Below are 23459 nucleotides of genomic sequence, written 5' to 3'. Positions count from 1 at the left end.
ACATATCGCACGTGATAGCGTTATAATATTGAAAATGCCCCAATATCCAGAGCTTTCATGACATATCAATTATTAAGCCTACCAGAATCAATTACAGACATTACCCCGCAGTTTTTTGAAGGGGCCATTCTTGCTTCTAACCTAGCCACTAAGCCGCTAGAGCCTGAAGCGTGGCTTGCGATCATTGCTCCAGAAGCAGGTGAAGCGCTTGTGGCAATCGTGACAGAACAGATCAATCGCCAACACAATCTTATTCAGCGTAGTGAATACTTACTTACAGATGTACTTTCTGAAGGCGATTTTACCGAGCTGTTCGCTGATTTCGCAGAAGGCTTCATGATGGTGTGGCCAACCGTTGAAGAGCAATGGCAAACTGTGAGTGTCGCTGATGGCACACTACGTATGCTACAAGCTTTACTGACGACATTGATGCTTGCGATTGATGAAGAGCAGACTCAGCAGCAAATGGTGACGGCTGGACTAGAGAACCCGCCAGCACTTGCTGATCTTGTTGGCCAAGTTGACTTAATGATTTCTGAGGTTGCATTGGCTGCTGATGAAGCGATGCTCGGTAATAAGTCGCAGAGCGTGAATCCATTTAAAGATATCGGTCGTAACGATGCTTGTCCGTGTGAAAGCGGTAAAAAGTTCAAGCAATGCTGTGGTAAGAACAGTTAATCGTTTACTGCGCTCTAAAGCGTAAGACAGACCCGATACTAAAAAGTCGACCCTAAGGTCGACTTTTTAGTTTTTGTAAAGCGTGAGTGACTAGGGCGTGTTGATCTTTCGAGCTGATTTTTGCAGCGAATTGCTGGGGATTTATACAAGGCAGAGGCTTTGATGTGTAGCTAGTCTACATGAGAAGCCGATAACGTAGTAGAAATGACCAGCAAACGCTGCCCGGAAGGTTTGGCTAAAAGCGTTTTACTCTTTGTTGAGGGAGATTTGCTTAGAATGACTAGGCTACTTCTCCCTCGCCGCGATTAAAACGCTTTTGACTAGGCGTCCCCATCCGAACAAAGTTTAACTACGAAAGGTCAACACGCCCTAATTGTTTTTAGATTTAACGAATTGAGAAATTACCACGAAACCGAACGCTACCAAGTTGCCCGCAAAGATTATGACAAGCCATTGCGGCATAGAAAGCGACAAGAACTGCCATACGACCTTACTGCAGTCGCCGTAGGCTTCAAACATCCACGGAGCCCATTGGTTTAGAGGTGCCCAGCTAGGGAAGGTTACGAATAAGTCACAGGTCGCAAATGGAGACGGATTGAACTGGTAATCAACGTGCTCCAAAGCCAACGTTAAACCTTTGTATGCGCCAAATCCCCAGCCAGCAAGGCCAAGCCAGCGCGATACAGGGTTATTAGGGGCAATGGCGCCTATGATTGCTGCGACACCAATAGAAAGCATTGCCACACGCTCATAGATACACATGACACAAGGGCCAAGCATCGTGACATGCTGGAAGAAAAGGGCACATGCCTCAAAAAATACAACAAAAGCCAGCAGTAAAAGCCAAGATAAACGTCCCTTAGAGAAGTCTTTGAGCATTACAAAAAAGTTCACGAATTAAATCCCGTCTAAAAATAAAAAAGCCCTGAATACTCAGAGCTTTTTATCTTGGATAAGTTTCCTAATCAACTAATATTTTTGATTAGTGAGTTACACATTTTGTGCTTTGCGACACAGTGTGTAGCTTAGTGACCACCAGATATCACTGGAGTAACCGCTTCACCTGTACGCTGAATGATCCAGCCTGCGTCATAGAACCACGCTGTCATCGGTTCCACGAAGTATATCATGCCTGCAAGACCAACCAGTGCCAGCACGATAGTGTATGGCAGCGCCATGATTACCATACGGCCATAAGACAGTCGAATTAACGGAGCAAGTGCAGATGTTAATAGGAATAGGAACGCAGCTTGGCCGTTTGGTGTTGCAACTGAAGGTAGGTTAGTACCTGTGTTGATAGCAACAGCTAGTAGGTCGAACTGGTCACGAGTGATAATGCCTTCAATCAATGCAGTTTTCACTTCGTTGATGTAAACCGTACCTACGAATACGTTATCTGAAACCATCGATAGAATACCGTTGGCTACATAGAAGAGGGCAAGTTGTGTGCCTTTATCTTCAACGTGAAGTACCGCATCTATTACTGGCTTAAATAGTGCTTGGTCGATAATTACTGCAACGACAGCGAAGAACACAGCAAGAAGCGCAGTAAATGGTAGCGCTTCCTCAAAAGCTTTACCCATAGAGTGCTCTTCGATTACACCTGTAAACGCAGTCGCTAAAATGATAACTGAAAGACCAATTAAACCAACTTCAGCAACGTGAAGTGCCAAGCCAACGATAAGCCAAACTGCGATTGCACTTTGAACCCAAAGCTTTGCAACATCTTGTTTAGTTCGGTTTTCACGTTCTTTGTTGTCAAACTCAACTAGGATTTGGCGAACGTTGTTTGGAAGCTTTGCGCCATAACCGAATACTTTGAATTTCTCGACAAGCGCACAAGTTAGAATACCGCAGAAGAAAACAGGCAATGTTACAGGAAGCATACGGATAATAAACTCACCGAATTCCCAGCCTGCTTGTTTAGCGATAACTAAGTTTTGTGGTTCACCAACCATGGTCATTACACCACCTAGCGCAGTACCTACACCTGCGTGCATCAGTAGCGAACGTAAGAAAGCACGGTAGTCTTCTAAGTCTTCACGAGTTAGTTCAGAGATTTCTTCATCGTGAGTATGGTCGTGTGCAGAGTTAGAGCCTTTGCCCGATGCCACTTTGTGGTAAATCGAGTAGAAGCCCACAGCCACGCTGATCACAACGGCGATTACAGTTAGTGCATCTAGGAAAGCTGATAGGAATGCTGCTGCAACACAGAAGGCGACAGAAAGCATGATCTTAGAACGAATGCCGAGCAGTATCTTCGTGAAAATGAACAGAAGAAGTTCTTTCATGAAGTAAATGCCGGCAACCATGAATACTAATAAGAGTAATACTGGAAGGTTTGCTTGCAGCTCATGATAAACCATTTCAGGTTTGGTCATGCCAATCGCAACGGCTTGAATTGCCAATAAGCCACCCGGTTGAAGAGGGTAGCATTTGAGAGCCATAGCTAGGGTGAAAATAAACTCAACCACCAATAGCCAGCCCGCAACAAATGGGTCAACTAGGAAGAAAACAAACGGGTTGATGATTAAAAAGGAAATGATGGCAAGTTTATACCAATCAGGAGCTTTACCAAGGAAATTCTTGATAAAAGCGTTTCCGAGAGACATCGGCATGTTAATACTCTTTTATGTTGATTATGAATAGACAAGCAATACAACATTTTGAGAATCGAGCTATAGAAAGTGTTAAAAACTATAACTAACAGTGACTTAGAAAAACTACATTCCATGTAACGTTCTGTGGTCTTGCCAAGTCACTCCCTTAGAAACTCAAGCACTGCTTATTTTTGAGCGCAACTCTACTCTTAGATAACATTTAGTCAACAGGAAAAGCCCTGTAGCACCTAAAATACCTCTTTTTTGTGTGAGAAACGCGATCAAAGTAGCGGAAGCATACCACTTAAAATGTGATAAAAACCGACTAGAATCAATATTTCAGCGAAATGATTGAAATTTACAGAATAAAGACGGTTTATATATGATTATTACAACTTAATGTTGCAATTTGGTGGCTTTGAAAATATGACCAATATCGTTGATTTTAAAGAAGATTTATTGTGTTAATTATTTGTTGAAATGCTGGTTTATATAGACTTGCTTTGCAAACCTTGGACGGAAACATGAGCTTAACTTTAGAGCTTTAGCTCTATTGGTGTTTTGGGGGAGTAAAATTTTTGAGGGTGTTTCCGCTCGCCTTTACTAGTGGTATGATGAGTAAATTAGAAGAAAATAATTTAATTGGATTGAAGTGTAGATGGTCATTAAGGCGAAGAGCCCGGCAGGATTTGCAGAAAAGTATATCATTGAAAGTATTTGGAATGGCCGTTTCCCTCCAGGTTCTATCTTGCCAGCAGAGCGTGAGCTTTCTGAGCTAATTGGTGTTACACGTACTACGCTTCGTGAAGTACTACAACGTCTTGCTCGTGATGGTTGGTTAACAATCCAACATGGCAAACCAACTAAAGTTAACCAGTTTATGGAGACATCAGGCCTTCATATCCTTGATACGCTAATGACGCTGGATGTTGATAACGCAAGCAAGATGGTAGAAGACCTGCTTGCTGCTCGTACTAATATCAGCCCGATTTTCATGCGTTATGCATTCAAAGCAAATAAAGAGGCTTCAGAGCGTACAATCAGTAATGTGATTGAATCGTGTGAAGCGCTACTTGCGGCACCTACATGGGATGACTTCCTAGATTCGTCTCCGTATGCAGACAAGATCAAGCAAGCAGTTAAAGAAGACACAGAGAAAGACGAAGCAAAACGTCAGACGATCTTAATTGCGAAGGCGTTTAACTTTTACGACTACATGTTGTTCCAACGCTTAGCGTTCCATTCAGGTAACCAAATTTACGGTCTGATCTTTAATGGCGTACGTAAGCTTTACGATCGTATCGGTAGCTACTACTTCTCTAATCCTGAAGCGCGTCGCCTAGCGATGGAGTTCTATAAAGAGCTGTTTGTTATCTGTGAAAGCGGCCAACGTGAAAACTTGCCTTTGGTTATTCGTAATTACGGTATCGCAAGTGCACAGATCTGGAACGAAATGAAAACGACGTTACCAACGAACTTTACGGAAGACGACAGCTAATATTTTGGTTGACTTAGTCAGTCTCTAAAGTAAGAACAAAGAAAAACGGCGAGATAATTTAATTATCTCGCCGCTTTTTATTTATCAAGAGTGTGGCTAATTTGCTAGTAGATTAGGGCGTGTTGATCTTTCGTGGTTAAATTTTGTTCGAGATAAAAGCGTTTTAATCGCGGCGAGGGGAAAGTAGCCTAGTCATTCTAAGCAAATCCCCCTCAACAAAGAGTAAAACGCTTTTAGCCGAACCCTTCGGGCAGCGTTTGCTGGTCATTTCTACTGCGTTATCGGCTTCTCATGTAGGCTAGCTACACGTCAAAGCCTCTGCCTTGTATAAATACCCAGCAACTCGCTGCAAAAACCAGCTCGAAAGGTCAACACGCCCTAGTAGTTAACCTGCGAACTCTTCTGAGTCTGGGCGGTTAGTAAACTGAACACCATTTAGGAAATCACAAAGCAATTGGTCTTCACATACTTTGTAGTTTTTGTTTTCAGGCTTGCGGAAGTAGGCACCAATTTCGTATTTGCTTAGGCTGATACCCACCACTTCTAATACATCGAGCACGTCTTCTGCTTTCATGTTCAACGCAATACGTAGCTTCATGAAAATCATGTTGTTGGTAAGTGCAACTTCAGGTTTTGGCTGAGCCCCTTCTTTTTTACCACGCTTAAGGTTGATGAAACCATTTAGGAATACCGCTAACTCTTTGTCTTTCATCTTAGAGCATGACTTATCGTTATCCGCTTTTAGCCAGTTAATCACTTGGTCGTGGGCAACAGTGACATCCGCTTGCTCAATAGCTTTGATGATTTGTGCGTTCTTAAGGTTTAGTGCGTGTTGAATACGACGCAAGATTTCGTTGTTAGTCACAGAGGTGTCCTAAAAAGGTTTAGAGAGTAAAGTGGCTTCAAACGGCGTATTGCTGCAGATAACCTTGTCATACTTTACTTAGCATAGTTGACGGCGACTCTAACAGAGAACGCCGATTTTCGATAGATATAAAAAATCCCCGATGCTATTAACTCTTTCAAGTTAAGTTACATCAGGGATTTGGCAATGAATGCTTTATCTGACAGACGCCAGAATTACATTACACGCATACCCGGTTGAGCACCTTCGTGTGGCTCAAGGATCCATAGGTCGCTGCCGCCAGGGCCCGCTGCTAGGATCATGCCTTCAGACATACCAAACTTCATCTTACGAGGTTTTAGGTTTGCAACCATAACAGTTAGTTTGCCTTCTAGCTCTTCAGGTTTGTATGCTGACTTGATGCCAGAGAATACTTGTCGAGTCTCACCACCGATGTCCAGTTGGAACTTCAGTAGTTTGTTCGCTTTTGGCACTTCTTCACATGAGATGATACGAGCAATACGCATATCAACCGCTGCGAAAGCGTCAAATTCAATCTCTTCAGCGATTGGCTCTTTGTCTAGCTCAGTTTGGCTTGCTTTTTCTTTCTCAGCTTCCGCTTTCTCTTTAGCTGCCATTTCTGCTGCTGCGTCTTCTTTAGAAGACTCAATCATCGCTTCCACTTTCTTAGGATCAATGCGGCTAAATAGCGCTTTGAACTTAGTGATTTCGTGATCAGTTAGTGGAGTAGCAACACCTTCCCACGTTAGCTCTTCGTTTAGGAAAGCTTCAGTGCGAGCCGCAAGTTCAGGCATCACTGGTTTCAGGTAAGCCATTAGGACGCGGAATAGGTTGATACCAACAGAAGAAACTTCTTGAAGCTCTTTCTCTTTACCTTCTTCTTTTGCAAGAACCCAAGGTGCTTTTTCGTCGATGTACTGGTTCGCTTTATCTGCTAGTGCAGTGATCTCACGGATAGCACGGCTGAATTCACGCGTTTCGTATAGCTCACCGATACGCTCTGCAGCAGCAACGAATTCGTTGTATAGCTCTGGTTCTGCAAATTCAGCGGCTAGCTTGCCTTCGAAGCGCTTAGTGATGAAGCCAGCGTTACGAGAAGCTAAGTTAACAATCTTGTTTACTACGTCAGCGTTTACGCGTTGAGTGAAGTCTGCAAGGTTAAGGTCAAGGTCATCGATACGGCTGTTTAGTTTCGCAGCGTAGTAGTAACGTAGACATTCAGGGTCTAGGTGATTTAGGTACGTACTTGCTTTAATGAAAGTACCTTTAGACTTAGACATCTTCGCGCCGTTTACAGTCACGTAGCCGTGTACGAATACGTTGTTTGGCTTACGGAAACCAGAACCTTCTAGCATTGCAGGCCAGAATAGGCTGTGGAAGTAAACGATGTCTTTACCGATGAAGTGGTAAAGCTCAGCGGTGCTATCTTTCTTCCAGTACTCGTTAAAGTCTAGATCGTCGCGCTTGTCACATAGGTTCTTGAATGAGCCCATGTAGCCGATTGGTGCATCTAGCCATACGTAGAAGAACTTGTCTTTTTCGCCTGGGATCTCGAAGCCAAAGTATGGTGCATCACGAGAGATGTCCCACTGTTGTAGACCAGACTCGAACCACTCTTGCATTTTGTTTGCTGTTTCAGCTTGCAGTGAGCCAGAACGTGTCCACTCTTTTAGCATGCTTTCAAACTGAGGTAGATCGAAGAAGAAGTGCTCAGAGTCTTTCATTACTGGAGTTGCGCCAGAAACTGCTGACTTAGGATCGATTAGCTCAGTTGGGCTGTATGTCTCACCACAGTTATCACAGTTATCACCGTACTGGTCTTCTGACTTACACTTAGGGCAAGTACCTTTTACGAAACGGTCTGGTAAGAACATCTCTTTCTCAGGGTCGAAAAGCTGAGAAATAGTACGGCTAGAAATGAAACCGTTCTTTTTAAGTTCTAGGTAGATGTGAGAAGCCAGTTCACGGTTCTCGTCGCTGTGTGTGCTGTGGTAGTTATCAAAGCTGATATCAAAGCCAGCGAAGTCTTTTTGGTGCTCTTCACTAACAGCAGCGATCATCTCTTCTGGCGTGATACCCATCTGTTGAGCTTTAAGCATAATTGGCGTGCCGTGAGCATCGTCAGCACAGATGAAGTTTACAGTGTTGCCACGCAGACGCTGGTATCGAACCCAGATATCAGCTTGGATATGCTCAAGCATATGGCCAAGGTGAATAGAGCCGTTAGCGTACGGAAGCGCACAAGTTACCAAAAGTTGTCTTGGATCAGTTGCCATACTTAATAATTCGCTTTTTTGATAGGTATAAATTTGATTGGTAATACTACTTTATAACGTGTGATACGCCAAGGTATCAGACAAAGGATTCCCCTAGTTTTTTAGGGGTTCAGTCTTCATCTCGTGGGTGATAGCATAAATAAAAAAAGGAGCCCCAATGCGTAACTTTACTTCGAAGCAAGATTTCTGTTCATGGTTGAATGAGTTTGAGTCACCAATCCTCATCCCGGAGTGGGCGCTACACCAAAACATTGTCTCTGTTGATCCTCGTGGATCGTTTGTTATTACTTTGCCTTTCGCTGCGAATCAGCTTGCTGTTGACCTGGAAAATTGGATTAACGCTCAGATTGAACAAAAGCTTGTGAGTGCTTTTCAATTTGAAGTGAAGGTCAAGCCATCGGCACTTGAAACGACGGTATCAACGCCACTTAAAGGTGTGAAGAATATTATTGCTGTCACATCTGCCAAGGGCGGGGTGGGCAAATCAACGACTTCAGTTAACCTTGCGCTGGCTTTATCTAAGTCAGGCTCAAAAGTCGGTTTATTGGATGCGGACATCTACGGCCCATCGGTCCCCATGATGCTAGGACAACTAGATGCGAAGCCAGAAGTGCAAAACAATAAGTGGATGATGCCAATCGAAGCGCACGGTATTTTCACGCATTCAATTGGCTACCTTGTATCGAAAGATGACGCTGCTATTTGGCGTGGTCCGATGGCGGCAAAAGCGCTAGGTCAGCTTGTGAATGAAACCATATGGCCAGAGCTGGATTACCTTGTGATTGATATGCCACCGGGCACGGGTGATATCCAGTTAACTCTATCTCAACAAATTCCGGTAACCGGTGCGGTGGTTGTGACTACTCCTCAAGATCTGGCTTTAGCAGACGCACGTAAAGGTGTCGCGATGTTCGATAAAGTGAGTGTGCCTGTAGCAGGCTTAGTTGAAAACATGAGCTACCATATATGTAGTCACTGTGGTGAGAAAGAGCATATCTTTGGCGCTGGTGGCGCAGAGGCTATGTCTGAAGAGTTTTACCTCGATATCTTAGCGCAAATCCCACTGCATATTGATGTTCGCGAAGACATCGATGCCGGTTGCCCGACGGTAGTGCGTCGCCCTGATAGCGAACATACACGTCACTACCTTGAGCTTGCTGAAAATGTCGCGGCTAAAATGTTTTGGACGGGTAAAGCGCGCCCAGAAGCGATCAACTTTTCTATGGTTGAATAGTAAGCGCGAACCTCAACGCGGTATAGATAATCAGTGGTTTAGATAAACAGCCCGTGGTTTTTGCACAACTATCGTTTGTTGGTTTGGTAGTTGGCAAGCCTGTGCAAATAGTTGTAGGCAAGTTATTTGAAAGCAAACGATTGTCTTAAGTAAATGTATTGAGATCATCAATTTGACTGCAATTTGCTAAAATGGCGACTAGAATCTCGGTGCTTTAGCCCCTATAATCAGGCGGTTTATCTATTCCCACCACCAAACCATATCGGGTGCAAAATAATGTCTGATAATAATCAATGTGTCATCGTAGGTATCGCTGGCGCTTCAGCTTCAGGAAAAAGTCTGATTGCTAGTACGATTTATAATGAGCTGCGCGAAAAAGTAGGCGACCATCAAATTGGTGTTATCACGGAAGATTGCTATTACAGCGACCAAAGCCACTTGAGTATGGAAGAGCGTGTTAAAACTAACTACGATCATCCAAATGCACTGGACCATGATCTGTTATGTGAGCATTTACAGCAGCTGATGAGCGGCAATGCTGTAGAAGTACCAGAGTACAGCTACACAGAACATACACGTACTTCTGAAACGACTACACTTACTCCTAAGAAAGTGATCATTTTAGAAGGTATTCTGCTATTAACAGACCCACGTCTTCGTAACCTAATGCACGCAAGTGTGTTCATGGATACACCACTAGACATCTGTCTACTACGCCGTGTTAAGCGCGACGTTGAAGAGCGTGGTCGCACAATGGATACAGTACTAAAGCAATACCAAGAAACAGTACGTCCAATGTTCATGCAGTTTATCGAGCCTTCAAAACAACATGCAGACATCATCGTTCCTCGTGGTGGTAAAAACCGTATCGCGATTGATGTACTGAAAGCGCACATTGCGAAGTTGTTGAAGTCTTAATCGAATAAAAGTTTTGTCTAAGTGACTCACTTAGCTTTATTTTTTACCGAATCAGTGGCACTTTTATAGTGCCACTTTCTTTTGGAATCTAAGTAAGGAATATGCGGATGAAGAAACTACTCATTTTCATAGCTGTGCCAGTGTTTATTGTTGTTGCAGCAATTTTGGCACTAGTACTGTTAGTGAATCCCAACCAATTTAAGCCATTAATTGTCGAACAAGCCCAGAAGCACACCGGCCTTGAGCTAGTTATCGAGGGTGATATCAGCTGGCAATTCTTCCCATCTATTGGCTTCGAACTTGGTCAAACTGAATTACGCAACCCAGAAGGGTTTACCCAACCTAATCTATTTAAGGTTGATACCGTTGGCGTTGACGTTTCGGTTACTCCGCTATTTAGTAACCAACTAGAGATCGGTAACATCACTCTAGATGGCGCTGAATTCTACTTAGAGACGCTTAAAGATGGCCGTAAAAATATTGATGCGCTGACGCAAGCATCGGCATCTGATGCGTCGGCTCCAGCTGCTGAGACAACGTCTGAGCCTGCGCAGGCTCCACAAGAGCAAAGCGCATCTGAGGCATCTGGCTGGACGATTAATCTAGCAGGCGTAACCATTTCAAACGCACTATTTGAAATGGACGACAAGCAAGCCGGTTCTTTCACTAAGCTCTACGATGTGTCTTTGAACCTATCTGAGTTCGCAGTAGACACGTGGACTACGGCAAATTTTGATGCGTCTGGTGAGAACAACCAGCAAAAATTCTCAGCCAACGGTAGCGCTGAGTTCAAACTGGCTGAAGGCTTTGCAAGCTATGCGCTACGTAATATCGACCTAAACGCTAATTTTAATGACCCAACGACGTCAATTGACTCCGTAAAGCTTGGTTTAGATACGTTTGAGTTCGATAAGGTTAACCAACTGACTTACGCTGTGGTTGGTAAAGCTGCTGGTCTAGATTTAGACCTGAAAGGTGTCGGTGAGCTGACGGTTGATAAAGCAATTTCAAAAGTGACACTGAACAAGTTAACGTTAGACTCTATGTTCAAGGGTGACACGCTTCCTCAGTCACCAATGAAAGTCGACATGTTGTCTGATCTTAGCTTTGATCTAACGAAGAGCCATTTGAGCTTTGTGCTAGAGAAGCTACAAGCTAACTCTATTGCATTAGACGGTAAGGCCGACGTTACTCTATCAGAAATACCAAAAGTTCGTTTCTCGCTGCATAGTCCGAACATTGATTTAGACGAGTTCCTAGGTTTAGGTAATTCAACAGAAACCGCGAGCACGGCGCCTTCTGGTTCTGCTGGTGGCTCAACGTCAAAGTCAGGCAGCTCAGGGCCAGTGAAAGAAGTTGAACCTGACCTATCAGCATTGAAAACGCTTGATGTGAAAGGTGATATAACGATCGATAAGTTCAAAGCGAACAATGCGAAAATGCAGAATGTTAAAACGGCATTCTCTGTTAACCGTGGTGTTGCTGAATTGACTTCATTCACATCAAACCTTTACCAAGGTTCTATCTCTGCGACAGCGAAACTAGACGCTCGTAAAATACCAGCGACTTACACTGCTAAGAAGAGAATTAAAGGTGTGAAAGTTCAGCCATTATTGGTTGATGTTGCCGGTAACGATATGCTTGAAGGTACGGGTAATATCGATGTTAATGTGAAAGGTAAGAGCCTTACACCAACAGGAATCAAAAAGAACTTAGTTGGTACTATCGCGATTAACTTTGAAGATGGTGCGGTTAACGGCATCAACGTTGCACAACTGATTCGTGAGAATTACGCGAAGATCAAAGGCGAAAAAGTTGAAAGCACAAATGAAGCTAAAAATACTGATTTTAGTGCGATGAAAGCGACGCTTAAGGTTGATAAAGGTTGGGTTTCAACGAATGACTTGTCGGCACAATCACCATTACTACGCGTTACAGGCCAAGGCAAAGCTAACTTCATTAATGAAACGGTAGATTTCTTAGTAAGAACATCGATTGTTGGCTCATTGGAAGGTCAGGGCGGTAAGAGTATTGATGACCTGAAAGATGTGACGATTCCGATTAAGGTGACTGGCCAATGGGCTGACCCGAAATTTGCACTTGTTTTTGATGATGTATTGAAACAAAAAGCACAGAAAGAGATTGACCGTGGTGTTAACAAGCTAACGGACAAGATTAAAGATGAGAAGACCAAAGAAGCCGTAGATGGTTTATTGAAAGGTTTCTTTAATTAACGATTACTCGCTAAATATAAACAAGCGCCATTCCTATTGTAGGAATGGCGCTTTTTATTTTGGCATCGGTAATACTCAAGAGCATAACGGCCTAGTAGTCGTCATCCTCGAGAGGGAAGAATGACTGAGTCCGGGAGCTCTGGTTGAAGGTGATTACCAGTCAACGCCTTGTAGCGCTTTAACACCAGATTCAAATGCGTGTTTTACGTTACGTACCTCTGATACGGTGTCTGCCATTTCAGTTAGTGTGCGGTGTGCACCACGGCCTGTAATGATCACTGATTGCATCTTCGGACGGTTGTTAAGCGCATCAACTACTTCATCTAGCTCAATGTAACCGTAGCTCACCATGTAAGTCAGCTCATCAAATAGAATCACATCAATCGACTCGTCAGCCAGCATGCGTTTACACTCTGTCCATACGCGTTGTGCCGCTTCGATATCTTGCGCTTTGTTTTGCGTTTCCCAGGTAAAACCAGTGCCCATCACCTGAAATTCAACATCTAGCTTTTGCAGGACATTCTTTTCGCCGTTATCCCAAGTGCCTTTAACAAACTGAGCAACCGCACATTTCTTACCGTGGCCTACTGCGCGAGTTATGGTACCAAAGCCTGAGGTCGATTTGCCTTTACCATTACCAGTGATGACCAGTAACAGGCCTTTTACTTCTTGAGCTGCAGCGACACGAGCATCGACTTGTTCTTTTACTTTCTGTTGTCTTGCTTTATGACGTTGTTCTTTGTTGTCTTCAGTCGACATAACAAATCCTTTTAAGTTGTGATTGCGCCTATCATAGCCTAACTTAACGATAGCAAAAACCATCGGAAGAACAGGTGATTACGGATGAAAAAGATACTCGTGGTTTGCATGGGGAATATTTGTCGCTCGCCAACGGGTGAAGCGGTATTACGAAAGAAGGCGAAGCAGTTCAATATTGATGTTCTAGTCGACTCTGCGGGGACGATTGGCTTCCATCAAGGCAGTCCGCCGGATTCACGCTCCAAAGCGGCAGGAGAGAAGCGGGGCTATAGCTTTAAAGGCATTACTTCACGAAAAGTCGTCGCAAATGATTTTGAAGAGTTTGACCTAATACTCGCAGCAGATAGAGCTAACTTGACTGACTTAATGAGCCAATGTCCGGCACACTTGCAATACAAACTGGCGTTGTTTTTGAGTTTCGGTGACTCGCAGTATCAAGAAGTTCCTGATCCGTATTATGGAGAGGGTGATGGGTTCGAACTGGTTTTGGACTTAATCGAAGAATCTAGTGAAGCGATATTAAGGTCGATTTGATATCGAGGGTATAAAGCAGTAGAACGCTTGCACGCGAAGTATAAAAAAGGCCGACATTGAATGTCGGCCTTTCTATATCTAACGTAAAGTGATGTTTAAGATTACTTAGACATTACTTTGTAGATTGGATCTTCTGCTACGTTTGCTTCTACTAAGCTACCTGCTTTGTGCAGCATAGCAACACAGTCTTGGCTTAGGTGACGAAGGTGCAGCGTTTTACCTTGTGCTGCGTAACGCTCAGCAATGGTATCAATTGCTTCAATAGCAGAGTGGTCGGTTACGCGAGAGTTCGCGAAATCAACGATAACGTCTTGTGGATCTTCATGTGCGTCAAATAACTCAAGGAAGTTCGCTGTTGAACCGAAGAAGATTGGACCGTTTACTTTGTACTCTTTTGAACCCGCTTCGTTGATGCAAGTATCCGCGTAGATGTGCTTAGCATGCTGCCATGCAAACATCAGTGCAGATGCAATAACACCCACAAATACAGCAACCGCTAGGTCAGTCATTACTGTCACAACCGTAACAAGAACGATAACGAAGAAGTCTTGCTTAGGTACGCGACGTGCAAGCTTGAAGGTTGCCCATTCGAATGTACCAATAACAACCATGAACATCACACCAACTAGCGCCGCTAGCGGGATCATTTCGATAAGTGCTGAACCGAATAGGATGAACATTAGCAATGCCACAGCAGCAACGATGCCCGATAGACGACCACGGCCACCAGAGTTTACGTTGATCATTGACTGACCAATCATTGCACAACCACCCATCGCGCCAAATACTGAACACGTCACGTTAGCCATACCTTGACCAACACATTCACGGTTAGATTGACCACGAGTGTTTGTCATCTCGTCTAGTACTGTTAGCGTTAGTAGCGATTCGATTAGACCAATCGCTGCAAGGATCATTGCGTAAGGTAGGATGATGTATAGCGTTTCTAGGTTAAACGGTACTGCTGGAATAGAGAAGGTCGGTAGAGAACCCGCCAGCGTTGCTGCTTCGTCACCAGACATAGTACGTAGGAAATCAACAACTGTACGAGTTTCAAGATCAAGACCTACAACCAATGCCGTCACAGTTACGATAGCAACCAATGAAGATGGTACTGCTGTCGTCAGTTTTGGTAGGAAGTGGATGATCGCCATAGTTAGTGCCACTAGGCCTAACATCAGAGTCATCTGGTCGCTTGGTAGCCAAGTTAATGCACCTGTTAGATCCGGTGCTTTGAATTGACCAAGTTGAGCTAGGAAAATAACGATAGCTAAGCCGTTCACGAAACCAATCATTACTGGGTGTGGAACGATGCGGATAAATTTACCTAGCTTGAAGACACCTGCTGCAATTTGCAGTAGGCCAGCTAGCATAATTGCCGCGAATAGGTATTGAACACCATGAGTTGCAACTAGGCTTACCATTACAACAGCCATCGCGCCAGTCGCACCAGAAATCATGCCTGGGCGGCCACCGAAGATTGAAGTGATAAGACCTACGATGAATGCTGCGTACAGACCAACCATTGGGTCAACGCCAGCAACAAAGGCGAATGCTACAGCTTCAGGTACCAGAGCAAGTGCTACGGTAAGGCCTGACAGTACGTCATTCTTTACAGAGTGCTTAGAAAATTGTGGGAATTCGAACATGTGTGCTCAGCTATGCTTAAAATGGATTTACCGACACGAGTGTATTGCGTAGCTAAACAGTGATGAAAAAGAGCGGCAATAGCTAAGTGTCGAAAAGATAAGTGCGCGAATGCTACCCAAAATTGTGACTAAGTTCAAGGTAGAACCCAATTTTGAGTAATATATCTATTAATTTTTATTCGATTAGCAGATAAGAAAAAGGCTGCTTAAATAAGCAGCCTTTGATTCGATTTTCTAATGATTACTCAGTAGTAAATACTAGTAGTTTGGCTTAGTCATGCCTGCACCAGCTTTGTTTGACGCGACCTGACTGCCTGCACCTTTTGGTACAAAACGTTCAGTGCGGAACGGTGCTGCAACCACTTCAATCTCTTTGATCTCTTGAGGACCAGGAGCTTTAGTCATTGGTGAGCCCGCTTGCTTTTTCGCAACCGTTGCTTTTGGCGTTTCTGCTTTTGCAACAGGCGCTTCTTCAACTTTCACTTCAGCTTTCGGTGCTTCAACTACTTTTGCTGGTTCAACGACAGCCGCTTCAGCTTCAACTGCTGGTGCTTCAGCAACTGCTTCCTCAGCTTTCACAGTCTCCACTGGTGCTTCAACGACTGGAGTTTCAACGACAGGTGCCTCAACTTTCGCTTCGACAACCACTGGAGCTTCTTCAACAACAGCAGGAGCTTCAGTTACTTTAGCTTCAACAACTGGTGCTTGAGTTACTGCAGTCTCTTCACGGCGGATAATCACTTTACCCATTGCCAGTTCAGGACATGCAAAACCGCCAGCCATTACAACGCTGCTTTGTGGAGCTGCCTCTTGAGCGACATTTTGCTCTTGAGTATTAACCACTGTTTGCGTTTCAACTGCTACTTCTGCCACTTCAGGTTTTGCCTGTTTGTGGTGAGGTTTCGGAATGAAGCGAGGCATCACTTTACCCATAGCCATCTCTGGAGAAGCTACACCACCTTTACGCAGGCGGAATGGGTTAGGGCGACGATCACGACCGCGACGACGACGTTGACCACTTGCACGTAGGTGACGTGGAGAACGACGGTTACGACGTTGTTTCGGTTCTTCCTGTTCAGACTGCTCGCCATTTGCTTGAGTTGCTTCAACTTGCTGCTCTTGCGCTACTGATTTGTTTTTCGCTGCTGCTTGCTCTTTAGAAACAGATGGTGCTTTTTGTTCCTTAGTTGAGTTTTCAGCAGCGTCTGCTTGAGCTTGCTGGTCTTTAACACGAACTTGCTTGTTCAGCTTACGACGTTGGCGACGCTCTTTGATCTTAGCAGCTTTCGCTTCAGGCTTAGCCTTTGGCGCATCTGACTTACCAGCTTGTGCGTCTGCCGCTAGCTGTAGGCCTTCTTCTGCTAATTTAGATGGTGCTTGCTCTTCGCGTTGCTTCTGCTCGTCACGCTGCTTGTTGCGGCGATCTTGCTTAGGCTTACGAGGGTGACGATTTTGCTGTGGAGCTGCATCTTTCTGCTCTTCAGACTTCTCATCACGTGCAGGCTTGCGACGGCGTTTGTTGTCACGGTTATCGTTACGGTTGTCACCACGCTCACCACGTTGGTTACGGCGGCGGTTATCGTTACGGTCACGGCGTTGACGGTTGCCATTGCGGTTGTTTTTAGGCTTCTCTTCAGTTTGTTTCTCTTCTTGCTTCTCTTCTTGAGTTGAAGAGCCAAATAGGAAACTACCGATAGCCTTAAAGAAGCGACCAATTAGGCCTGATTCTTGTGCTACTGGTTCAGCTTTCTTCTCTTGTGCCGCTTTTGGTGCTGGCGCTGGAGTCGGTGCTGATTGAGCTGGAGCAGCGAAGCCTTTCAGAGCTGGCTCTTCGATCTTCTTAGGGCGAATTGCTTGTTCTGCAGGTTCTTTGCTTTCTGCTTCTTTCAGAGCATCTAGCTTCTTAGGAAGTAGGTAAGAAAGTAGATCGAACTCTTCGCCTTCACGAACACGGATAACCTCAAAGTGCGGTGTTTCCATGTCAGAGTTAGGAACAACAGTGATCTTAACTTCTTGGTTCTTCTCGATGTGGTTTACTGAGCGACGTTTTTCGTTCAGAAGGTAAGACGCGATAGGAACAGGCACAACAGCAAGTACTTGTGCTGTGTTGTCTTTCAGAGCTTCTTCTTCAATCAAACGTAGAACAGACAGTGCTAGAGATTCGTTATCACGAACAACACCAGTACCTGTACAACGAGGACAAATGTGGTGGCTTGCTTCTGCTAGTGATGGGCTCAAACGTTGACGAGACATCTCTAGAAGACCAAAGCGAGAAATACGGCCAATTTGTACACGAGCACGGTCTAGACGAACGGCATCACGTAGGCGGCTTTCAACTTCGCGTTGGTGGCGAACCGGAGTCATATCGATAAAGTCGATAACAACAAGACCACCTAGGTCACGTAGACGTAATTGACGTGCAATTTCATCGGCTGCTTCTAGGTTAGTGTTAAGTGCTGTCTCTTCGATATCACCGCCCTTTGTTGCACGAGCTGAGTTGATATCGATAGAAGTTAGCGCTTCTGTTGGATCGATTACGATAGAACCACCAGAAGGAAGGCGAACTTCACGTTGGAAAGCCGATTCGATCTGGCTTTCAATCTGGTAGTGACTGAATAGTGGTACTTCACCATCGTACTTCTTAACGCGATTCATGAAATCTGGGCGTATTAGTTGAATGTGCGCTTGAGCACGTTCAAAAATAGTGTTGCTGTCGATTAGAATCTCGCCGATGTCACGACGTAGGTAGTCACGAATTGCGCGAACAATAACGTTACTTTCTTGGTGAATTAGGAAAGGAGCTGCATTTGAATCAGAAGCTTGCTTGATAGCGCCCCAGTGATTCAATAGAACATTTAGGTCCCACTCTAGCTCTTCTGCGCTTTTGCCAACGCCCGCTGTACGCACGATTAAGCCCATACCTTGAGGAAGCTCAAGAGTGCTCAATGCTGCTTTCAGTTGGGTGCGTTCGTCACCTTCGATACGACGAGAAATACCGCCTGCACGAGGGTTGTTTGGCATAAGAACTAAGTAACTACCTGCCAAAGAGATGAAAGTTGTCAGTGCAGCACCTTTGCTACCACGTTCTTCTTTCTCTACTTGTACGATTACTTCTTGGCCTTCTTTTAGCACTTCTTTAATGCTAGGACGGCCTTGGTATGTATAACCTTCAGGGAAGTATTCGCGGGCAATTTCTTTAAGAGGGAGGAAACCGTGACGTTCTGCGCCGTAATCAACGAATGCCGCTTCTAGGCTTGGTTCAATACGGGTAATACGTCCTTTGTAGATATTCGCTTTCTTTGACTCATGACCTGGACTTTCGATATCTAGATCGAATAGTCGCTGGCCGTCAACCAAAGCGACACGCAACTCTTCTTTTTGAGTTGCGTTAATTAACATTCTTTTCATTTAGAAATACTCGTTGTCTTTTCTTATTTTCATCATTGTACTTATCGCTTTATTTCGTTTCTCATGGTGCCAGATCCCATGGCTTTATCGGTGCAGCCTCCCGGCTGGAGAGGGATGCTCTGGGGCACGTCAGTCATCATAGGGAGTTAGCCTATGATCCGCGATGTGGCGGTGAATACTCAACATGAGCGTACGTGAGTAGAGCGATAAGGGGACTCAGTTGACTGTGTCTTACGCCAATTGCAGCACTGTCTAATCTGAGTTATCTACTCATTTACTTGCTTATGAACGACTGTCTGTTTAAATTTTAGTCAAACCGTTGATAGCAGCTGTGAACTATAGCAGTGGTCGGTAAACACAGCAATCTGCTTTGTCGGAATGCTGTAAAAAAAACAGTTTTTGTTTGTGTTTTGATAGCTCTAACTCACTGTCTATAAATAATTTATCAATTGATATTTTAATTTGCAGGAATCTTGGTGCTTTTTTGTTCGAAGAATCAAAGAAATATAGAACTTTAGCGACCATTTGGTGGTAGATGATCAAGAATTAAGAGTAAATTAGTTCAGAATAGACCTAAGAAAATCTCAATTATCAAAAGTGACAGTGATACAATAGCGCAATGAGCGAAATTAGAACCCAAGTCCAATTTGTCGATATTGACGAAGATATGGCTGGTCAGCGTATTGATAACTTCTTACGCAACCAATTAAAAAACATCCCGAAAAGCATGATTTACCGAATCGTGCGTAAAGGCGAAGTCCGCGTAAACAAAAAACGCATCAAGGCTGAGTACAAACTAAAAGCTGGTGATTTAGTTCGTATCCCGCCAGTTACCATTGAAGAGAAAGTCGAAGAGAACGTGCCAAGCACGAAACTCAACAAGGTTTCAGAATTGGAACAGTGCATCATTTATGAAGATGATCACATGCTGATTCTAAATAAACCATCGGGCACTGCCGTTCATGGCGGTAGTGGACTTAAGTTTGGCGCAATTGAAGCATTGCGTGCACTTCGTCCTGAAGCTCGCTTTCTCGAGTTAGTGCACCGTATCGATAGAGATACGTCTGGCATCTTGCTTGTTGCTAAGAAGCGCTCGGCGCTAAGACATCTTCAAGCGCAATTCCGTGAAAAAACGGTTCAAAAATACTATTTCGCTTTAGTGATGGGCGAGTGGAAGAACAGCTGTAAGGTGGTGAACGCGCCTCTGCTGAAAAATGAAGTAAACAGTATCGTTCGTGTTAACCCGAATGGTAAAGCCTCGGAAACCCGTTTTAAGGTTTTAGAGAAGTTCAAAGATGCGACACTGATTCAAGCGAGCCCGATTACCGGTCGAACGCACCAAATTCGTGTACACACTCAATATACGGGCCACCCAATAGCATGGGATGACCGATATGGTGATCGTCGTTTTGATGCTTACACGGGAAAGGTTGGTTTGGATCGTTTGTTCCTACATGCAGCAAACATCAAGTTTACGCATCCGGGTAGCGAAGAGAAGATGGATATCTCAGCTCCGATGGAAGCGCGATTAGAAAAAGCGCTGACTGGTTTACGTAAGCTTTAAGAAGATACGAGATACGAGATACGAGATACGAGATACGAAGGTATAGAGTGTCTCTAAATTTGTTCTTCAGTATCTATAATTGAGAAAGGTTGACGAATTTCGTCAACCTTTTTTGTTTGTGCTTGTTACAAGAGATCCCCAACTCGCTCAATGGTATGGACTCCCCACCTCAACTGACAGCGTCAGCTAAAGTTACAGGTGCGAACCAAAAACAGGAGCCCATACCATGAATAAATTTAACACAATCTCGATTGATTTAGCCAAATCCGTCTTTCAAGTCGCGGTATTTAACCGCCATGGCAAGCGTAAGTTGAACCAAGCTATGTCTAAAAAGAAAATGCTAACGGTCATCAGCCAACACCCTGACGCAACCATTTGCATAGAGGCCTGTGCAGCATCTCATTATTGGGGACGAACGTTTCAAAGCCGTGGTCATACCGTCAAAATGATACCTCCCCAAAAAGTGAAGCCGTATCGCAGTGGTAATAAGAACGATGCTAATGATGCTATCGCGATTTACGAAGCTTCCTTACGCTCCGATATTCATGCTGTACCTGTAAAAACACCGGAGCAGCAAGATATCGCAATGCTGCTGAGTTTAAGACAAAGCTATATAAAACAACGCACGGCAGTAAGTCTACGTATCCGTGGCTATGCAGCGGAATGTGGCATTACCTTCCCACAAGGAGCCAATAAACTGCGAGAACTACTCCCTTTCGTTATCGAAGATATGGAGAATGAATTAACACCGACAACTCGATTCGTTCTCCGAGAATTACATGCTCAGCTACTAAATCTTGATGAGCCTATCGAGAGAGTTGAATCGCAACTTATAGACTTTGCAAAGCAAATACCCGCTTGCCAGTTATTAATCACTTTACGAGGTGTACGTTGGGTGATTGCAAGTGCCATTTTTTCCCGTCTGGGTGACGCTTCGGCCTATAGAAATGGTCGAGGAGCTAGTGCGAGCTTAGGTTTAGTTCCGGCTCATACTGGCAGTGGTGGTAAGAACAAAAACCACGGAATAAGTAAATCAGGTGATAAAACCTTACGCTCTCTTGTCGTTCATGGAGCAAGAGCGGTGGTAGCGAATATCCGAGATAAAGAAGATCGCTTAAGTTGCTGGATACGAAACTTATTAGAAAGAAAGTCGTTTAACCAAGTGGTTGTCGCCCTTGCGAACAAAACGATCAGAATGGCTTGTGCCATGCTGAAAAGCAATCAATCTTATAATGAGACGTTAATCGCTTAACAGTTGATTTTATAAGTTTAAGGGAGACATCAATCCCCCCATGTAAGCAAGTAAATTATGGTAAAGAGTAAGCATAGCAAGCAAAAGAAACTCTGAGAGGGACGAAGGTGATAATACACCACACGCTCGATAAGAACTTTTGCTGAGTGGATTAAGCCATAGAGGTTCGGGGTAGCTCCCCATAAAGAAACCGAATATACGTGCACTTGCATACCTTTACTCGTTTCCTTGCAATACTAGGGGAGTCCATATACGTCCCTCACTCTTGGGGATGACGATACTTTTTGCTATTCGAGTAAAATAGTACCTTGTGTTTACGTGTTACCTCGGTCGAACAACTTTTGGGTTACTGTCTTCCGCATTATTAATGAGACAGCAGTGACCTTTTTAAAAGTTGAGTGGTACTACTATGGTCTTCATATCGTGTTTTCTTTAAAGTTCAAGAGACAACTTCCGTCATTCCCTAGAATGACGAAGGAAGGAGTAGGGAATCTCTGTAAGAGTGATAAGCGCGAGTTAAAGCACACTCATTCCTTGTGCATCTAACATATCGACTAAGTCGATAAGCGGCAGGCCGATAAGCGTGTTTGGATCTTTTCCTTCCATCTCTTTAAACAAAGCGATACCTAACCCTTCACACTTGAAGCTGCCAGCGCACCAATACGGCTCTTCTTTTTCAACATAAGAGATGATTTGTTGCTCGGTTAAATCACGGAAGTGAACAATAAAGGTATCGAGACGCGTGTCAGCTTGTTGGGTTTCGCTGTTCCATACGGTTACTCCTGTATAGAAAGTGATGCTCTTGCCACTTTGACGAGATAGCTGCTCAATCGCTTTTTCACGAGTGTGAGGTTTACCTATTATCTCGCCATCGATCACGCAGACTTGGTCAGATCCAATCACTAAGCTTGGTTGATCAATGACACAAGACTTAGCTTTGGTTTCAGCAAGGCGCATTACCAACTGTTGTGGAGTCTCCCCCGTAATCGGTGTTTCATCACAATCAGGCTTTGCCGTAATGAAGCTAATTTGTAGTTTTTTGAGGATCTCTTGCCTAAATGGTGAGGTAGAGGCTAAAACTAGTTGGTAATTTTTCATTTTAATTTACAATTCATAGAAGCATTTACAGTAGGATATAGGAAGTTATCCCGCTATTCATAATGCTCTGTATGGGAAAGGTAAAAAAGTGTACTTTTTTTGCCATTTCCTTTGACTAAACTCGATTTGGAAGATAAGATTCGCGCCCTATGCAAAAGGTAAAAATACCGCGTACAGTTGATCCGGCAAGAACGGCTCAGAAACGACTAGATTTAGATGGCATCATCCAAACCAGTCTTTTTAAGCGTTTAGCTGAGGCAACTGAAGGCGTAAAACGTGACGCGCAAGTCTCATTGTCATTTGGGCTTGATGAACAACGATTAGTCGTTATCTCTGGTAAAGCTAACGTCGAAGTCGATTTAGAGTGTCAGCGTTGTAATGAGGTTTTCGCACATGAGTGCGATGTCCAATTCACTTATACTCCTTATTATAATGAGAAAAGTGAAGAGGAAGCACCGGAAGAGTACGATTTGGTAGATCTGAACGAGTACGGTGAGTTAGACCTGATTCAACTAGTTGAAGACGAGTTCATCCTTGGATTGCCGCAAATAGCAATGCACGATAATGCGAAATGTAGCGTTAACTCAAATAACTTGGTGTTTGGTGAACTTCCTGAAGAAATTGAGGAAGACAAGAAGCCGAATCCATTTGATGTTTTAAAAAGCTTGAAGAAGTAACTGCTTCTTTAAGAATTTACATAGGAGTAGGGTCAATGGCCGTACAAAAGAGCAAGAAATCACGTTCAATGCGTGGCATGCGTCGTTCACACGATGCGCTAACTACAGCTGCACTTTCTGTAGACGCAACTTCAGGTGAAACTCACCTACGTCACAACGTGACTGCGGAAGGTTTCTACCGCGGCAAAAAGGTTATCAACAAGTAAGGTTGACCT

The 23459-nt window shown here is 44.1% G+C and carries 18 protein-coding genes; 10 read left to right on the top strand and 8 right to left on the bottom strand.

Annotation, left to right across the window (positions count from 1 at the left end; genetic code table 11):
• Nucleotides 1-57 precede the first annotated feature (57 nt).
• A complete protein-coding gene (locus tag OCV52_RS10575) occupies nt 58-678 on the top strand; it encodes an SEC-C metal-binding domain-containing protein (protein ID WP_137408090.1) in 621 nt (206 codons plus the stop codon).
• A gap of 369 nt (nt 679-1047) precedes the next feature.
• On the opposite strand, the gene dsbB is transcribed toward OCV52_RS10575, so the two are convergent.
• The gene (dsbB, locus tag OCV52_RS10570; protein WP_137408100.1) at nt 1048-1557 is read right to left on the bottom strand and encodes a disulfide bond formation protein DsbB; all 510 of its coding nucleotides are present in this window, start codon (nt 1555-1557) and stop codon (nt 1048-1050) included.
• Between the two features lie 146 nt (nt 1558-1703).
• Nucleotides 1704-3296, bottom strand: a complete 1593-nt coding sequence (nhaB, locus tag OCV52_RS10565) for a Na(+)/H(+) antiporter NhaB (protein ID WP_137408091.1) — start codon at nt 3294-3296, stop codon at nt 1704-1706.
• Nucleotides 3297-3936: 640 nt separating this feature from the next.
• Here nhaB and fadR point away from each other — a divergent pair.
• Nucleotides 3937-4776 (top strand): fatty acid metabolism transcriptional regulator FadR, encoded by an 840-nt coding sequence (gene fadR, locus OCV52_RS10560; protein ID WP_137408092.1) that lies wholly within the window; start codon nt 3937-3939, stop codon nt 4774-4776.
• A gap of 385 nt (nt 4777-5161) precedes the next feature.
• Here the strand turns inward: fadR and OCV52_RS10555 are convergent, their stop codons facing one another.
• Together OCV52_RS10555 and metG are read right to left on the bottom strand one after the other, a co-directional pair.
• Nucleotides 5162-5641: a YehS family protein gene (locus OCV52_RS10555; protein WP_105025319.1), complete on the bottom strand. Its 480-nt coding sequence runs from the start codon at nt 5639-5641 to the stop codon at nt 5162-5164.
• A gap of 215 nt (nt 5642-5856) precedes the next feature.
• Nucleotides 5857-7917, bottom strand: coding sequence for a methionine--tRNA ligase (metG, locus tag OCV52_RS10550; RefSeq protein ID WP_137408093.1), 2061 nt, complete (start codon nt 7915-7917; stop codon nt 5857-5859).
• A gap of 157 nt (nt 7918-8074) precedes the next feature.
• Between metG and apbC the strand changes: the two genes are divergently transcribed.
• From apbC to OCV52_RS10535, 3 genes are all read left to right on the top strand, one after another.
• The gene (apbC, locus tag OCV52_RS10545; protein ID WP_137408094.1) at nt 8075-9151 is read left to right on the top strand and encodes an iron-sulfur cluster carrier protein ApbC; all 1077 of its coding nucleotides are present in this window, start codon (nt 8075-8077) and stop codon (nt 9149-9151) included.
• Between the two features lie 276 nt (nt 9152-9427).
• Nucleotides 9428-10069, top strand: coding sequence for a uridine kinase (gene udk / locus OCV52_RS10540; protein WP_004737367.1), 642 nt, complete (start codon nt 9428-9430; stop codon nt 10067-10069).
• 107 nt (nt 10070-10176) lie between these two features.
• Nucleotides 10177-12303 carry an AsmA family protein gene (locus tag OCV52_RS10535; RefSeq protein ID WP_137408095.1) on the top strand — a complete coding sequence of 709 codons (2127 nt, stop codon included), beginning with the start codon at nt 10177-10179 and terminating at the stop codon, nt 12301-12303.
• 153 nt (nt 12304-12456) lie between these two features.
• On the opposite strand, the gene cobO is transcribed toward OCV52_RS10535, so the two are convergent.
• A complete protein-coding gene (cobO, locus tag OCV52_RS10530) occupies nt 12457-13062 on the bottom strand; it encodes a cob(I)yrinic acid a,c-diamide adenosyltransferase (RefSeq protein ID WP_137408096.1) in 606 nt (201 codons plus the stop codon).
• Between the two features lie 84 nt (nt 13063-13146).
• Here cobO and OCV52_RS10525 point away from each other — a divergent pair, with 84 nt between their 5' ends.
• Nucleotides 13147-13596: a low molecular weight protein-tyrosine-phosphatase gene (locus OCV52_RS10525; RefSeq protein WP_137408097.1), complete on the top strand. Its 450-nt coding sequence runs from the start codon at nt 13147-13149 to the stop codon at nt 13594-13596.
• A gap of 101 nt (nt 13597-13697) precedes the next feature.
• On the opposite strand, the gene OCV52_RS10520 is transcribed toward OCV52_RS10525, so the two are convergent.
• Together OCV52_RS10520 and rne are read right to left on the bottom strand one after the other, a co-directional pair.
• Nucleotides 13698-15245, bottom strand: a complete 1548-nt coding sequence (locus OCV52_RS10520; RefSeq protein WP_137408098.1) for a SulP family inorganic anion transporter — start codon at nt 15243-15245, stop codon at nt 13698-13700.
• A 258-nt stretch (nt 15246-15503) separates the two neighbouring features.
• A complete protein-coding gene (gene rne, locus OCV52_RS10515) occupies nt 15504-18653 on the bottom strand; it encodes a ribonuclease E (RefSeq protein WP_137408099.1) in 3150 nt (1049 codons plus the stop codon).
• A gap of 619 nt (nt 18654-19272) precedes the next feature.
• Between rne and rluC the strand changes: the two genes are divergently transcribed.
• Both rluC and OCV52_RS10505 read left to right on the top strand, forming a co-directional pair.
• Entirely contained in the window at nt 19273-20217 is a 945-nt protein-coding gene (gene rluC / locus OCV52_RS10510) for a 23S rRNA pseudouridine(955/2504/2580) synthase RluC (protein ID WP_061033780.1), read from the top strand.
• Between the two features lie 226 nt (nt 20218-20443).
• Nucleotides 20444-21469, top strand: coding sequence for an IS110 family RNA-guided transposase (locus OCV52_RS10505; RefSeq protein WP_137409202.1), 1026 nt, complete (start codon nt 20444-20446; stop codon nt 21467-21469).
• Nucleotides 21470-21985: 516 nt separating this feature from the next.
• On the opposite strand, the gene OCV52_RS10500 is transcribed toward OCV52_RS10505, so the two are convergent.
• Nucleotides 21986-22567 (bottom strand): Maf family protein, encoded by a 582-nt coding sequence (locus tag OCV52_RS10500; RefSeq protein ID WP_137409092.1) that lies wholly within the window; start codon nt 22565-22567, stop codon nt 21986-21988.
• Nucleotides 22568-22716: 149 nt separating this feature from the next.
• Here OCV52_RS10500 and yceD point away from each other — a divergent pair, with 149 nt between their 5' ends.
• Both yceD and rpmF read left to right on the top strand, forming a co-directional pair.
• Complete coding sequence (gene yceD, locus OCV52_RS10495) at nt 22717-23244, top strand: 23S rRNA accumulation protein YceD (protein ID WP_137409091.1); 528 nt, start codon at nt 22717-22719, stop codon at nt 23242-23244.
• A gap of 35 nt (nt 23245-23279) precedes the next feature.
• The gene (rpmF, locus tag OCV52_RS10490; RefSeq protein WP_004737376.1) at nt 23280-23450 is read left to right on the top strand and encodes a 50S ribosomal protein L32; all 171 of its coding nucleotides are present in this window, start codon (nt 23280-23282) and stop codon (nt 23448-23450) included.
• Nucleotides 23451-23459 lie beyond the last annotated feature (9 nt).

This window comes from Vibrio chagasii, from assembly GCF_024347355.1.
In the GTDB taxonomy this organism is placed as follows: domain Bacteria; phylum Pseudomonadota; class Gammaproteobacteria; order Enterobacterales; family Vibrionaceae; genus Vibrio; species Vibrio chagasii.
The sequence above is the reverse complement of the archived record's forward strand: the minus strand, read 5'-3'. Positions and strand labels throughout refer to the sequence as shown.

Excerpts from the sequence above, each read along its gene's own strand:
- OCV52_RS10575 (WP_137408090.1), top strand. The coding sequence starts at position 58 with ATGACATATCAATTATTAAGCCTACCAGAATCAATTACAGACATTACC.
- dsbB (WP_137408100.1), bottom strand. The coding sequence starts at position 1,557 with ATGCTCAAAGACTTCTCTAAGGGACGTTTATCTTGGCTTTTACTGCTG.
- nhaB (WP_137408091.1), bottom strand. The coding sequence starts at position 3,296 with ATGCCGATGTCTCTCGGAAACGCTTTTATCAAGAATTTCCTTGGTAAA.
- fadR (WP_137408092.1), top strand. The coding sequence starts at position 3,937 with ATGGTCATTAAGGCGAAGAGCCCGGCAGGATTTGCAGAAAAGTATATC.
- metG (WP_137408093.1), bottom strand. The coding sequence starts at position 7,917 with ATGGCAACTGATCCAAGACAACTTTTGGTAACTTGTGCGCTTCCGTAC.
- apbC (WP_137408094.1), top strand. The coding sequence starts at position 8,075 with ATGCGTAACTTTACTTCGAAGCAAGATTTCTGTTCATGGTTGAATGAG.
- udk (WP_004737367.1), top strand. The coding sequence starts at position 9,428 with ATGTCTGATAATAATCAATGTGTCATCGTAGGTATCGCTGGCGCTTCA.
- OCV52_RS10535 (WP_137408095.1), top strand. The coding sequence starts at position 10,177 with ATGAAGAAACTACTCATTTTCATAGCTGTGCCAGTGTTTATTGTTGTT.
- cobO (WP_137408096.1), bottom strand. The coding sequence starts at position 13,062 with ATGTCGACTGAAGACAACAAAGAACAACGTCATAAAGCAAGACAACAG.
- OCV52_RS10525 (WP_137408097.1), top strand. The coding sequence starts at position 13,147 with ATGAAAAAGATACTCGTGGTTTGCATGGGGAATATTTGTCGCTCGCCA.
- OCV52_RS10520 (WP_137408098.1), bottom strand. The coding sequence starts at position 15,245 with ATGTTCGAATTCCCACAATTTTCTAAGCACTCTGTAAAGAATGACGTA.
- rne (WP_137408099.1), bottom strand. The coding sequence starts at position 18,653 with ATGAAAAGAATGTTAATTAACGCAACTCAAAAAGAAGAGTTGCGTGTC.
- rluC (WP_061033780.1), top strand. The coding sequence starts at position 19,273 with ATGAGCGAAATTAGAACCCAAGTCCAATTTGTCGATATTGACGAAGAT.
- OCV52_RS10505 (WP_137409202.1), top strand. The coding sequence starts at position 20,444 with ATGAATAAATTTAACACAATCTCGATTGATTTAGCCAAATCCGTCTTT.
- OCV52_RS10500 (WP_137409092.1), bottom strand. The coding sequence starts at position 22,567 with ATGAAAAATTACCAACTAGTTTTAGCCTCTACCTCACCATTTAGGCAA.
- yceD (WP_137409091.1), top strand. The coding sequence starts at position 22,717 with ATGCAAAAGGTAAAAATACCGCGTACAGTTGATCCGGCAAGAACGGCT.
- rpmF (WP_004737376.1), top strand. The coding sequence starts at position 23,280 with ATGGCCGTACAAAAGAGCAAGAAATCACGTTCAATGCGTGGCATGCGT.